This is a genomic window from Pseudomonas sp. R151218B TE3479 (assembly GCF_053629195.1).
The window spans coordinates 584,012-597,290 of record NZ_JBRJHV010000001.1 but is presented as its reverse complement, the minus strand read 5'-3'; the positions used below and the strand labels follow the sequence as shown (position 1 = coordinate 597,290).

Annotated in this window: 9 protein-coding genes; 6 read left to right on the top strand and 3 right to left on the bottom strand. The window is 63.3% G+C overall.

Going from position 1 to position 13,279, the window contains the following annotated elements:
- Positions 1-51: 51 nt before the first annotated feature.
- The gene (locus AB7M32_RS02750) at positions 52-948 is read right to left on the bottom strand and encodes a TonB family protein (RefSeq protein WP_454249022.1); all 897 of its coding nucleotides are present in this window, start codon (positions 946-948) and stop codon (positions 52-54) included.
- A 76-nt stretch (positions 949-1,024) separates the two neighbouring features.
- Positions 1,025-1,978: a glutathione synthase gene (gshB, locus tag AB7M32_RS02745; protein ID WP_454249021.1), complete on the bottom strand. Its 954-nt coding sequence runs from the start codon at positions 1,976-1,978 to the stop codon at positions 1,025-1,027.
- A 224-nt stretch (positions 1,979-2,202) separates the two neighbouring features.
- On the opposite strand from gshB, the gene AB7M32_RS02740 reads away from it, so the two are divergent.
- The 6 genes from AB7M32_RS02740 to AB7M32_RS02715 all read left to right on the top strand — a co-directional run bounded on the left by AB7M32_RS02740 (position 2,203) and on the right by AB7M32_RS02715 (position 12,377).
- Positions 2,203-2,631: a response regulator gene (locus tag AB7M32_RS02740; RefSeq protein ID WP_454249020.1), complete on the top strand. Its 429-nt coding sequence runs from the start codon at positions 2,203-2,205 to the stop codon at positions 2,629-2,631.
- 48 nt (positions 2,632-2,679) lie between these two features.
- The gene (gene pilH / locus AB7M32_RS02735; RefSeq protein WP_003206465.1) at positions 2,680-3,045 is read left to right on the top strand and encodes a twitching motility response regulator PilH; all 366 of its coding nucleotides are present in this window, start codon (positions 2,680-2,682) and stop codon (positions 3,043-3,045) included.
- Positions 3,046-3,055: 10 nt separating this feature from the next.
- Complete coding sequence (locus AB7M32_RS02730; RefSeq protein WP_454249019.1) at positions 3,056-3,595, top strand: chemotaxis protein CheW; 540 nt, start codon at positions 3,056-3,058, stop codon at positions 3,593-3,595.
- Between the two features lie 159 nt (positions 3,596-3,754).
- Complete coding sequence (locus tag AB7M32_RS02725) at positions 3,755-5,815, top strand: methyl-accepting chemotaxis protein (RefSeq protein WP_454249018.1); 2,061 nt, start codon at positions 3,755-3,757, stop codon at positions 5,813-5,815.
- Positions 5,816-5,995: 180 nt separating this feature from the next.
- Entirely contained in the window at positions 5,996-11,914 is a 5,919-nt protein-coding gene (locus AB7M32_RS02720; RefSeq protein ID WP_454249017.1) for an Hpt domain-containing protein, read from the top strand.
- Positions 11,907-12,377, top strand: a complete 471-nt coding sequence (locus AB7M32_RS02715; protein ID WP_454249016.1) for a chemotaxis protein CheW — start codon at positions 11,907-11,909, stop codon at positions 12,375-12,377. The genes AB7M32_RS02720 and AB7M32_RS02715 overlap by 8 nt, the downstream gene beginning before the upstream one ends.
- 163 nt (positions 12,378-12,540) lie before the next feature.
- Here the strand turns inward: AB7M32_RS02715 and AB7M32_RS02710 are convergent, their stop codons facing one another.
- Entirely contained in the window at positions 12,541-13,044 is a 504-nt protein-coding gene (locus AB7M32_RS02710) for a hypothetical protein (RefSeq protein WP_454249015.1), read from the bottom strand.
- Positions 13,045-13,279 lie beyond the last annotated feature (235 nt).

Below are 13,279 nucleotides of genomic sequence, written 5' to 3'. Positions count from 1 at the left end.
CACAAGGGATCTGCGGCGGGCGCAGAGGTTATGTCCGGCACAAACCCGTGATCAATTGCTGGACAGCCGGTCGCCGCGGGCGAATTTCCAGGTGCGGATGATTTCCAGTCGGTCGATGTCCGACAGGTCCCCGGTAAACGGCGCGAACGGCGCAGCCAGGCGCACGATCCGTTGGGCGGCCTGGTCCAGCAGCGGCTGGCCGGAGGATTCGAGCACCAGCACTTCATACAACGAGCCGTCCCGATTGATCGAGACCATCAACCGCAGGTTGCCGTAGATCTGTTTGCGTCGGGCTTCGTCGGGGTAGTTGAGGTTGCCGATGCGCTCGACCTTCTTGCGCCACTCGTCCTTGTACCAGGCACCCTTGTCGCGCATGGTCGAAGCGGCGCTCAGGCGGTGGATGCGCGGGCGTTTGGCATACAGCTGTTGCTCCTGGGCCAGTTCGGCTTCCAGGCTGGCGATGTCGCTGGACAGCTGGGAACTGTCGAAAGTGGGCGCAGGGGCCTTGGGCTTGGGATCGGGCTTGACCTCTTCCTTGACCGGGGCTTTCTTCGGCTTCGGCGCCACGGTGGTCACGGCGGCCTTGGGCGCCGTTTCCTGCACTTCGGGCTTGGCCGCTGGCGGTGGGGTGACTTTCTGCACCGTGTTGTCCTGGAAGGGTGCGATCTCGGTGGTCTTGGGGATCGCCTTTTTTTCCAGGGTGCCGCTGCCTTGCTGGTTTTCCTGGGCGAGGAAATCGGCCTTCTTGGGCTTGGTTTCGCTCTTGAAGGTGGCCAGGGTGATTTCCAGGGTCTGGCTGATCTGTTTCGGCTCGACCGTGGCAAACCCGACGCCCAGCAGCAAGGCCAGGTGGATCAGCGCCGCCAGGAACAGGGTAAAACCGAGGCGATCAGCCGGGCGCACGCTGCGATGAGCGAGCTCTTGGGGCAGATCGGACGGGAGTGTCATGACAAGGAAACCAACATCGCGTTTTTTTCAGGCCGGGCATGATAACGCAATGTGGGTTTCCTTCAGCAGATCTGGATCAACGAGCCTTGAGCTTCTGATCGATGGCATCCATCAGCATGCCGCCGATGTCGGTGCCAAAGGCGTTGTCGATCTCGCGGATGCAGGTCGGGCTGGTGACGTTGATTTCCGTCAGGTGCTCGCCGATCACGTCCAGGCCCACGAACAGCAGGCCTTTCTCCCGCAGGGTCGGGCCGACCTGGGCAGCGATCCAGCGGTCCTTCTCGGTCAACGGACGGGCTTCGCCACGACCACCGGCCGCCAGGTTGCCCCGGGTTTCACCGGCGGCCGGGATACGCGCCAGGCAATAATCCACCGGTTCGCCGTCGATCATCAGGATGCGCTTGTCGCCGTCGACGATGGCCGGCAGGTAGCCTTGGATCATGATCTGCTGTTGGCCGTGCAAGGTCAGGGTTTCCAGGATCACCGACAGGTTCGGGTGGCCGGCGGTGTGCCGGAAGATCGAGGAACCGCCCATGCCGTCCAGGGGCTTGAGGATCACGTCGCCGTGATGGTCGGCAAATTCGCGCAGCACGTCCGGGCGACGGCTGACGATGGTCGGCGGTGTGCACTGTGGGAACAGCGTGGCGAACAGCTTTTCGTTGCAGTCGCGCAGGCTCTGGGGCTTGTTGACCACCAGCACGCCGGCGTTCTCCGCTTGTTCCAGCAGGTAGGTGGAGTACACGAACTCCATGTCGAACGGCGGATCCTTGCGCATCAGGATCACGTCCAGGTCGCTGAGCAGCGCATCACGTTCGTCGCCCAGCTCGAACCACTTCTCAGGGTTGGCGAAGACGTTCAGCGGCTTCATCCGCGCCCGCGCCTGGCCTTCGGCCTGGTAGAGGTCGCGCTGCTCCATGTAGAACAGCTCCCAGCCGCGCTTCTGAGCGGCCAGCAGCATGGCCAGCGAGCTATCCTTTTTATAGGAAATGCTGGCGATAGGGTCCATGACAATGCCGACGCGTACGCTCATGGCTTGGTTCCTCGAAATGTGATGGGCACATAATGGCGTGAAAAAGTGGCGTCAGAGTGGCGCCCGGAAGATTGGCGGTCAAGGAAAAACCACCGCGCCGAGCGGCCGATAGATCGGCGATGGAGACTGTGCTAAAAAGGCTGCCATGTGACGTGCGGGCCTTGAACATCAAGGGTTTGCGCTGTCGATCACACTTACGCGTTAAAAACCGGTTCGCAGTGGCAATGGCAGAGCATCTCACGCATCAGCAACCCAGCGCCTTGAAGGTCATGGTCATCGACGACTCGAAGACCATCCGCCGCACGGCCGAAACCTTGCTGCGCAACGTAGGCTGCGAGGTGATCACGGCTATCGACGGTTTCGATGCCCTGGCCAAGATCGCCGACCATCATCCGGGCATCATCTTCGTCGACATCATGATGCCGCGCCTCGATGGCTACCAGACCTGTGCCCTGATCAAGAACAACAGCGCGTTCAAGGCCACGCCGGTGATCATGCTGTCGTCCCGGGATGGGTTGTTCGACAAGGCCAAGGGGCGCATCGTCGGTTCCGATCAGTTTTTGACCAAGCCGTTCAGCAAGGAAGAACTGCTGGGGGCGATACAGGCCCATGTCCCGGGCTTTGCCGCTGTCCAGCCGCACCAGGCACATTAATGACACTCGGCCAACGGGCCTGGGGTCAACAAGAAAATGGGGAATACCATGGCACGAGTTCTGATCGTCGATGATTCGCCGACTGAAATGTACAAACTGACCGGAATGCTGGAAAAGCACGGCCATCAGGTCCTGAAGGCCGAGAATGGCGCCGATGGCGTGGCGCTGGCCCGCCAGGAAAAACCCGATGCGGTGCTGATGGACATTGTCATGCCCGGCCTCAATGGTTTCCAGGCCACGCGCCAGTTGACCAAGGACCCGGACACCGGCCATATCCCGGTGATCATCATCACCACCAAGGATCAGGACACCGACAAGGTATGGGGTACGCGCCAGGGGGCGAAGGATTACCTGACCAAGCCAGTGGATGAAGAAACCCTGATCGCGACCCTGAACAAAGTACTGGCGGGTTGACTGCGCGGCCATGAGCCAATCCCTGACGGCCTTCGAACTGCTGCTGCAGATCGACCGGCGTTGCCGGCTGCTGGGGGCGGACCTGCCCTCCCAGCCGGCCCACCGTGCCGGCTGGAGCGGCATCGGCTTTCGCCTGGGCGAGCACTGGTACGTGGCGCCGATGGGCGAAGTCAGCGAAGTGCTGCACGAGCCACGTCACACGCATTTGCCCGGGGTCAAGCCGTGGGTGCGTGGCGTGGCTAACCTGCGTGGGCGCTTGTTGCCGTTGATGGATTTGTGCGGGTTCTTCGGCCATGAGCTGTCTGCCGTGCGCAAACAGCGGCGGGTGCTGGTGGTGGACCACGACGAGGTGTTCGCCGGGTTGCTGGTGGACGAGGTCCTCGGGCTGCAGCACTTTGCCCAGCACAGCCCGGAACCGATGCTGGTGGACGACCACGACGGCCCGGAAGCGGCCTTCGTCAAGGGCCGGTTCGGCGGCGAGCGTGAGTGGCAAGTGTTCAGCCCGTTTGCCCTGGCGCGGTCGCCGGGGTTCATGGATGTGGCGATTTGACGAGATGCGGCGCAGGCCCCTTGTGGGAGCGAGCTTGCTCGCGATTGCGGTGGGTCAGCCAGAGCAATGCTGACTGATCCACGGCTATCGCGAGCAAGCTCGCTCCCACATGGGGACCACAGTGAGAGAGTTGGACTGGGCAGCACAGGCGAAAAATCGATGATCAAAGCAAAAACAGGCAAGCCACTGGAAGCGTCGCGCAGTCGTTCGCAGATCATCGTGCTGTTCGTCGCGCTGATCGTCTTCATCATGTTGCTGTTCGCCAACTTCGCTTACCTCAACACCCAATCCACCTACGATAAACAGTACATCGGCCATGCCGGTGAGCTGCGGGTGCTGTCCCAGCGCATCGCCAAGAACGCCACCGAGGCCGCCGCCGGCAAGCCTGCGGCGTTCAAGCTGCTGAGCGATGCGCGCAATGACTTCGCCCAGCGCTGGGGCTACCTGAAACAGGGCGATCCGGTGACTGGCCTGCCGCCTGCGCCCGCCACCCTGCGCCCGCAGATGCGCGCCGTGCAGCTGGATTGGGAGCGCCTGCTCAAGAACACCGATGCCATCCTCTCCAGCGAACAGACCGTGTTGTCGCTGCACCAGGTGGCGGCCACCCTGGCCGAAACCGTGCCGCAATTGCAGGTCGAGTACGAAAAAGTCGTCGAGATCCTTCTGCAACGTGGCGCGCCGGCCACCCAAGTGGCCATGGCCCAGCGCCAGTCCCTGCTGGCCGAGCGGATTCTCGGCGCGGTGAATACCGTGCTGGCGGGGGACGAAAACGCCAGCCAGGCCGCCGATACCTTCGGTCGCGACGCGGCGCGTTTTGGCCAGGTGCTCAATGGCATGCTGCAAGGTGACGCCGCCCTGAAAATCTCCCAGGTCCAGGACCGCGATGCCCGGGCGCGGCTGAGCGAAATCAGCGAGCTGTTCGAGTTCGTCTCCGGCTCGGTGGATGAAATCCTCGAAACCTCGCCGGAGCTGTTCAAGGTCCGCGAATCGGCCGGCAATATCTTCAACTTGTCGCAGACTTTGCTCGACGAGGCTTCGCACCTGGCCACAGCCTTCGAAAACCTGGCCGGCGGGCGTTCCGTCAATACCATCGGCGGCTATGTGTTGGGCCTGCTGGCGCTGATGTCGATCATCCTGATCGGGCTGGTGATGGTCCGCGAGACCAACCGTCAGTTGCACGAAACCGCGGAAAAGAACGAGCGCAACCAGAACGCGATCATGCGGCTGCTGGATGAAATCGAGGACCTGGCTGACGGCGACCTGACCGTTACGGCCTCGGTCACCGAGGATTTCACCGGCACCATCGCCGATTCCATCAACTACTCGGTGGACCAACTGCGCGATCTGGTGGCCACCATCAACCTCACCGCCGGCCAGGTCGCCGCCGCCGTGCAGGAAACCCAGGCCACCGCGATGCACCTGGCCCAGGCTTCCGAGCACCAGGCCCAGCAAATTTCCGAAGCTTCGACTTCAATTAATGAAATGGCCCAGTCCATCGACCAGGTGTCGGCCAATGCCGCCGAATCGTCGGCGGTGGCCGAGCGTTCGGTGGAAATTGCCAACAAGGGTAACGAGGTGGTGCACAACACCATCCATGGCATGGACAACATTCGCGAACAGATCCAGGACACCGCCAAGCGCATCAAGCGCCTGGGCGAGTCATCCCAGGAAATTGGCGACATTGTCAGCCTGATCGACGACATCGCCGACCAGACCAACATCCTGGCCCTCAACGCCGCCATCCAGGCATCCATGGCCGGTGATGCCGGGCGCGGGTTCGCGGTGGTGGCCGATGAAGTGCAACGCCTGGCCGAGCGTTCTTCGGCGGCGACCCGGCAAATCGAAACCCTGGTGCGGGCGATCCAGGCCGACACCAACGAAGCGGTGATTTCCATGGAGCAGACCACCACCGAAGTGGTGCGTGGTGCGCGACTGGCCCAGGACGCCGGCGTCGCCCTGGAGGAGATCGAAGGTGTGTCCAAGACCCTGGCGGCGCTGATCCAGAGCATCTCCAACGCGGCGCAGCAACAGACCACCTCGGCGGGGCAGATTTCCTTGACCATGAACGTGATCCAGCAGATCACCACACAGACTTCATCGGGCTCCACCGCCACCGCCGAAAGCATCGGCAACCTGGCGAAAATGGCCAGCCAGCTGCGCCGTTCGGTGTCGGGGTTTACCTTGCCGGCCGCACCTGTGGCGGATGAGGACAAGGGGTGACTGGCCGCACTTTCCTGGCCGCAGAGATCTTCTGTGGCGAGGGGATTTATCCCCGCTGGGGCGCGAAGCGGCCCCTAGCAATGCAGAACCCAATCTCTATGTACCAGACTGGCTATTTTGGGACTGCTTCGCAGTCCAGCGGGGATAAATCCCCTCGCCACAGGTTGATTTGGAGTGGTTATGGGTGATCGGCACGACTACGTGGCCCTGGAATGGGTCAAGGGCGAGATTGCCGAAACGCTGAAGCAGGCTCATCTGGCCCTCAACCGCCTGGTGGACGATCCCCAGGCGGCGGACGCTCTCGGGCAATGCCTGGCCTGCATTCACCAGGTCCATGGCGGCCTGCAGATGGTCGAGTTCTATGGTGCGGCCTTGCTGGCCGAGGAGATGGAGCAGCTGTGCGCCGCCCTGCAGGACAACCGCGTCACCCATCGCGATGAAGCCATCAGCCTGTTGAGCCAGGCCCTGGGGCAGTTGCCGATTTACCTGGATCGCATACAAGGCGCCCGCCGCGATCTGCCGTTAGTGGTACTGCCCCTGATCAACGACCTGCGCAGTGCCCGGGGCGAGAGCCTGTTGTCGGAAACCAGCCTGTTCAGTCCTGAATTGCCCGATATTGCGCCGCTCAGCGACGAGGCTTTGCGGCGCCTCGAACCCGCTGACCTGCCAAACACCTTGCGCAAATGGCGCCAGACCCTGCAAATGGCCCTGGTGGGCCTGCTGCGCGAACAGGATGACGCGACCCACCTCGGTTACCTGGCCAAGGTTTTCCAGCGCCTGGAAACGTTGTGTGCCGGGGCGCCGCTCAATGCCTTATGGCAGGTGGCCTCAGCGCTGGTCGAAGGCATGCGTGACGGGCGCATCGCCAACAGCCCGGCGCTGCGCAGCCTGTTCAAGGAAGCCGACAAGGAACTCAAGCGCCTGCTGGACCAAGGCATGCCCGGCATCAATCAGCCGGCACCGCCCCACCTGCTCAAGAGCTTGTTGTTCTATATTGCCAAGGCCGAACATCCCAGCGGGCAGATGCAGATCATGAAAGAACGCTACTCACTGGACGACGCGCTGCCCGACAGCGCCATGGTCGACGAAGAACGCGCGCGCCTGGCCGGGCCCGACCGCGATGCCATGCGCTCGGTGCTCGCCGCGCTGTGCGAGGAGTTGGTACGGGTCAAGGAGCGCCTGGACCTGTTCGTGCGCAGCGATCGCCAGCACGCCTCGGAACTGGACAGCCTGCTGGCTCCCCTGAGGCAGATCGCCGATACCCTGGCGGTGCTCGGTTTCGGCCAGCCGCGCAAGGTCATCATCGATCAGTTGGCGGTGGTCCTGAGTCTCGCCCAGGGCCAGCGCGAGCCGGATGACGCGACCCTCATGGACGTTGCCGGGGCCTTGCTCTATGTCGAGGCGACCTTGGCCGGCATGGTCGGCACCGTCGAGCCCGAGAGCCGCGAAGACACGCACCTGCCCACCACCGACCTGACCCAGATCCACCAGATCGTCATCAAGGAAACCCACACCTGCCTGCAACAGGCCAAGGATATGATCGTCGACTACATCGACGCGGACTGGAACAGCGAGCAACTGCAACCGTTACCGGCGTTGCTGACCCAGGTGCGCGGTGCGCTGGCGATGATCCCCCTGAGCCGTGCCGCCAGCCTGGTGGAGGCCTGCAACGCTTTCATCCGTGACCATCTGTTGCTGGAGCAGGCTCAGCCGGGTTGGGAAGAACTCGACCATTTGGCCGACGTGATCACCGGTCTCGAATATTACCTGGAGCGCTTGAGCGAGGATCCGGAAACCCCAGGCGAGCCCTTGCTCGATGGGGTCGAGCGCAGCCTGGCCGCGCTCGGTTATTACCCTGACGAAGCGCGGGTCCCGGTGCTTGACGATGTGTTGAGTCCCAACGAAGCCCAGGTCATGCAGGACTTGCAGGAACTGGATGACCCGCAGACGGTGCAGTCCTTGGCACAGGTGCTGGCCAGCCCGCTCTCGGCGGTCAATCCGCCGGCCAGGAGCACCCCGGGCAGCCTGTTGCCCCCACCACCGGACGAGAGCCCGGTGGACGACGAGTTGCGCGAGGTCTTCCTCGAGGAAACCGCCGAGGTGCTCGACGTTCTGCGCGAATACTTGCCGCGCTGGAGTGCGCATCCCGACGACCACGGCGCCCTGAGGGAACTGCGCCGGGCCTTCCACACCCTCAAGGGCAGTGGTCGGATGGTGCGGGCGCTGGTGCTGGGTGAACTGGCCTGGGCCGTGGAAAACCTGCTCAACCGGGTACTGGAGCGCAGCGTCGAGCCGCAGGCGTCGGTCCGTCAGTTGGTCGAAGACACGGTGCAGTTGTTGCCGGCACTGGTGGCCGAATTCGCGGCCAGTCGGCAGCGCCAGCGCGATGATGTCGACCGCCTGGCCGCCCGCGCCCATGCCCTGGCCAAGGGCGGCGATGAAGACGATGAAGACGACGAGCAGGACGTGGCCGCTCTCGATCCGCTGCTGTTGAAGATCTTCGACAACGAAGCCCAGGGCCACCTCGCCAGCCTCAACCGTTTTCTCGACCAGGCGGCCGACCACCTGCCGTTGCAGGCCAGCGATGAATTGCAACGGGCCTTGCATACCCTCAAGGGCAGCGCCTCGATGGCCGGCGTGCTACCTATCGCCGAGCTGGCCGGTGCGATGGATGAGCTGGCCCGAGAGTACCGGGCGCACCTGATTGCCCTCGACCTGGATGAGGTGGAGTTGCTGCTGGAGGCCGAAGGGCTGCTGCGCCGCGGCCTGCGCCAATTGCACAGCGAGCCGCTGGCGCCGATCCCCGGCGCCGAAGATTTGATCCTGCGCGCCCAGGCCCTGCTGGCCGAGCGTCTGCACGCGGCCAACAATGCGCCAGACAAAGCAATACGGACCAAGCGCGATCCACAGCTGATCAACAACTTCCTTGCCCAGGGCATGGACATCCTGCTGGACGCCGAAAGCCTCTTGCAGCGCTGGCAGCAGCACCCCGGCGAAGGCCAGGAACTGAGTGCGCTGCTGGATGAGCTGACGACCCTCGGCGAAGGCGCGCACCTGGCCGACCTGCACCCGGTGGACGAACTCTGCGAAGCCTTGCTGGACCTCTACGGCGCGGTGGAAGAAAGCAGCCTGGCGGTCAGCGATGAATTTTTCCAGCAGGCGCAGCTCGCCCATGAGGCGCTGATCGACATGCTCGATGAGCTGGCGGCCGGGCAGCACGTGCGTCCGCAGCCAGAGCGAGTGGCGGCCCTGCGTCGCCTGCTCCAGGAGAGCCTCGACCCGTCGGCCACCGGCCTGATCCGCAGCGACGGCAGCCGCACGCTGAGTATCCGCGAACTGGGCCACGCGACGGCGGAAATGGAACGCGACGTGCCCGCCAAGACCTCGGTGGACGATGACCTTGCGTCGATTTTCCTCGAAGAGGCCCAGGACATCCTCGAAAGTGCCGCCCAGGCCTTGCAGCGCTGGTTGGCAGATCCGGACAACGGTGCGCCGCTGTCCTCGCTGCAACGCGACTTGCACACCCTCAAGGGTGGCGCGCGGATGGCCGGCATCCGGCCGGTGAGCGACCTGGCCCAGGAGCTGGAAAACCTTTACGAGGGTCTGGTGGACCGGCGCTACAGCTACAGCGAGGAACTGGCGCACCTGCTCGGCAGCAGCCACGAACGCCTCGACCTGTTGCTCGGGCAGTTGCAACAGGGCCAGCCGTTGGGCGATCCCGTTGCGCTGATCGACGCTATCCGAAGGTTCCGCCAGGACAAGCCGAACGCCATCGAGGCGAGCGCAGCGGCCCAGGCCGACGGTGCCGGCCACGATCCCGAGCTGCTGGAAATCTTCCTTGAAGAAGGCTTCGACATCCTCGACAGCTCAGGCGCGGCGCTGCTGCGCTGGCAGGAAGAACCGTCGAATCGCCAGGCCGTGGAAACCCTGCTGCGGGATTTGCATACCCTCAAGGGCGGTGCGCGGATGGTGGAAATCGTCCCCATCGGCGACCTGGCCCATGAGCTGGAAAACCTCTACGAAGGCCTGTCGGCGGGCCTGCTCCAGCCGACTCCGGCATTGTTTGCCTTGCTGCAAAGCAGTCATGACCGACTAGCGCAGATGCTCGATGCGGTGCGCGCCGGCCATCCGTGCCCGCTGGCCGATCGGCTGATCGCGCAGATCCAGGCGGTGAATCATCCCCAGGCAAGTGCGGTGTCACAGGCTGCCCCGGCGTCCATCGCAAATCCGCCCGCGGCGCCCGCCAGACAAGACCCCAGTGCAGCGGGCGACGGTGCGGACATGGTCAAGGTCTCCGCCGAACTGCTCGACGACCTGGTGAACCTGGCGGGGGAAACGTCGATCTTCCGCGGACGCATCGAACAGCAGGTCAACGACGCAAGCGTGGCCCTGAGCGAAATGGAAACCACCATCGAGCGCATGCGCGACCAGTTGCGGCGCCTGGATACCGAAACCCAGGGGCGGATTCTCAGTCGTCAACAAGTGGAGGCCGAGCGCCTGGGCTACGAAGAGTTCGACCCGCTGGAGATGGATCGGCATTCCCAGTTGCAGCAGCTGTCCCGGGCGTTGTTCGAGTCTGCCTCGGACTTGCTCGAACTCAAGGAAACCCTGGAACGCAGCAATCACGATGCCGAACTCCTGCTGCAACAGCAGGGGCGGATCAACACCGAGCTCCAGGAAGGCCTGATGCGCACGCGCATGGTGCCGTTCGAGCGCATGCTGCCGCGGCTCAAGCGCATCGTCCGGCAAGTGGCGCAGGAGCTGGGCAAGGACGTGGAGTTCGTGGTGGGCAATGCCGACGGCGAGATGGACCGTAACGTCCTGGAACGGATGGCCGCGCCCCTGGAGCACATGCTGCGCAACGCCGTCGACCACGGCCTGGAACCGGCCGACGTGCGCGTCGCCGCTGGCAAGCCGGCGCGAGGACGCATCAGCCTCGATCTGTCGCGGGAAGGCGGCGACATCATTTTCGACATCCGCGACGACGGTGCCGGCGTGCCGCTGGAGGCGGTGCGGAGCAAGGCGATCAAGCGGGGCCTGCTGGCGCCGGACAGTGATATCAGCGATCGCGACGTGCTGCAGTTCATCCTGCAACCGGGGTTTTCCACGGCGGAAAAAATCACCCAGATCTCCGGGCGTGGCGTGGGCATGGACGTGGTCCACGAAGAGGTGCGGCAGTTGGGCGGCAGCATGACCATCGATTCCACGCCGGGGCAGGGCGTGCATTTCCGCATTCGCCTGCCGTTTACCGTGGCAGTGAACCGGGCATTGATGGTGCATTGTCACGAAGACCAGTACGCGATCCCGCTGAACGCCATCGAAAGCATTGTCCGGGTATTGCCGGCCGAACTGGATGGCTATTACCAACTCGACCCGCCGACCTACACCTACGCCGGACAACGCTATGAACTGTGCTACCTGGGCGAGCTACTGAAAACCGGCCCCCGGCCGAAGCTGCTGGGCCAGAGCCAGCCGTTGCCGGTGCTGCTGGTGCAGTGCAACGAGCGGCACGTGGCCGTGCAGGTGGACGCTATCGCCGGGACGCGAGAGATCGTGGTCAAGAGCCTTGGCCCGCAATTCTCCGCGGTGCAGGGCCTGTCCGGGGCGACGATCCTGGGGGATGGCCGGGTGGTGTTGATTCTCGACCTGCTGGCGCCGATCCGCGCCTTGCCCCACCAGGTCCCGCGCCGTCAGGTGCCGGCGGAAGGCGAGGGCGAACCGCAACGGCCACTGCTGGTGCTGGTGGTGGACGACTCGGTGACGGTGCGCAAGGTCACCAGCCGCCTGCTGGAGCGCCATGGCATGCATGTCCTGACCGCCAAGGACGGCGTGGACGCCATGGCGCTGCTGTCCGAGCACGCGCCTGACCTGATGCTGCTGGACATCGAGATGCCGCGCATGGACGGCTTCGAAGTGGCCACGCAAGTGCGCAACGACCCACGCCTGGCGCACCTGCCGATCATCATGATCACCTCCCGCACCGGCCAGAAACACCGCGACCGGGCCATGGCCATCGGCGTCAACGACTACCTGGGCAAGCCGTACCAGGAATCGGTGCTGCTCGACAGCATCGCCTACTGGAGCAGAACCCATGCATGACCTGCATCACTCACGCGCCAGCCACCTCACCGGCCTGCTGCTGCCACTGGCCGACCGCCACCTGATCCTGCCCAACGTGGCGGTGGCCGAGTTGATCGACTACCAGAGCAGCGCCTTCGATATGGACACCCCGCCGTGGTTCCTGGGGTGGGTGAGCTGGCGCGAACGGCAGATTCCGCTACTGAGCTTCGAATCGGCCTGCGGCCAGAAAACCGTGATCGGCGAGCGAGCACGCATCGTCATCCTCAACGCCCTGGGCGGACGGCCGGAGCTGCGCTTCATTGCCTTGCTGGTCCAGGGTATCCCTCGCTCCTGCAAGCTCGACACCCAGTTGAGCTATGTCGACGTGCCGCTGTGCGGGCTGGAACAGGCGGCGGTGCAGGTGGGGGAGCATGTGGCGAAAGTGCCGGATCTGCTGGCGTTGGAGGAGTTGGTGGTGGCGGCCGGGCTGGTAAACACCTGAGACGGGCACGATACCTGTGGGAGCGAGCTTGCTCGCGATGGCGGAGTGTCAGTCAGCAAAAATATTGGACTGACCCATCGCTATCGCGAGCAGGCTCGCTCCCACAGATTCAGTTCCAACTGATACGTCGGATCGGTTGGACGTGGGGTGCTCGCTCGTGTTTTTACTTATCGGGAACCCGCTCAACCGTGATGTCATCGATGTCTATCTTGCGGGACACTCCGGGTGCCGCGCTATTCGTACCGATCACGATATGAGCCTTAGTGCCGGAATAGCGAACTCCGATGGGTCCACTGGGTAGCCAACTGCCGGTTGGCGTGTCTGTGTCTATATTAAAGGCGGTATAGCCTAGCGATACGTTCGCTGTAACGATGACCCTGAGTACTGTTGCTTCCCCCGGCTCTGCTGGATGAATACGGAATCTGAAGGAGGTGAAAAGCCACCCTTGCTCTTCTTTGTCCCCCCTTGGGCCAGGAAAGGTAAACATTTTGGCAAGCGATGGTAGAAATATGTTCGGGGGTCTGTACTCCAGCTTACCGGACCAGAATGTATTCTTGCGACTTCCCTCTCCTTCCGATTTGAGTACCCCATCCAAGGAGCCAATATCATTTTCCCAGCCGTTTCGTTTCCCATCGTTGAAATCATGCCCGTACTTGTCATGGTCCATGCTGTCTCTCCAGTCATGACACTTTTGACCCTGCCCGAGGAAGCCGGACATTAAAGATCGCCGCACAGACTATTCGGCGCTGCAATGGGCAGTTTGGCTACTGTCAGGAATGACAGGTTGAAGCAAGAGCCGACAGACGGATATTTCTCAGGCGGTCCGTCTGTGGGAGCGAGCCTGCTCGCGATTGGCGGCGTGTCAGGCGACGTCATCGACTGATTCACCGCTATCGCGAGCA

Bases quoted from the DNA above. Each gene is read 5' to 3' on its own strand.
- AB7M32_RS02750 (WP_454249022.1), bottom strand. From the start codon at position 948: ATGACACTCCCGTCCGATCTGCCCCAAGAGCTCGCTCATCGCAGCGTG.
- gshB (WP_454249021.1), bottom strand. From the start codon at position 1,978: ATGAGCGTACGCGTCGGCATTGTCATGGACCCTATCGCCAGCATTTCC.
- AB7M32_RS02740 (WP_454249020.1), top strand. From the start codon at position 2,203: ATGGCAGAGCATCTCACGCATCAGCAACCCAGCGCCTTGAAGGTCATG.
- pilH (WP_003206465.1), top strand. From the start codon at position 2,680: ATGGCACGAGTTCTGATCGTCGATGATTCGCCGACTGAAATGTACAAA.
- AB7M32_RS02730 (WP_454249019.1), top strand. From the start codon at position 3,056: ATGAGCCAATCCCTGACGGCCTTCGAACTGCTGCTGCAGATCGACCGG.
- AB7M32_RS02725 (WP_454249018.1), top strand. From the start codon at position 3,755: ATGATCAAAGCAAAAACAGGCAAGCCACTGGAAGCGTCGCGCAGTCGT.
- AB7M32_RS02720 (WP_454249017.1), top strand. From the start codon at position 5,996: ATGGGTGATCGGCACGACTACGTGGCCCTGGAATGGGTCAAGGGCGAG.
- AB7M32_RS02715 (WP_454249016.1), top strand. From the start codon at position 11,907: ATGCATGACCTGCATCACTCACGCGCCAGCCACCTCACCGGCCTGCTG.
- AB7M32_RS02710 (WP_454249015.1), bottom strand. From the start codon at position 13,044: ATGGACCATGACAAGTACGGGCATGATTTCAACGATGGGAAACGAAAC.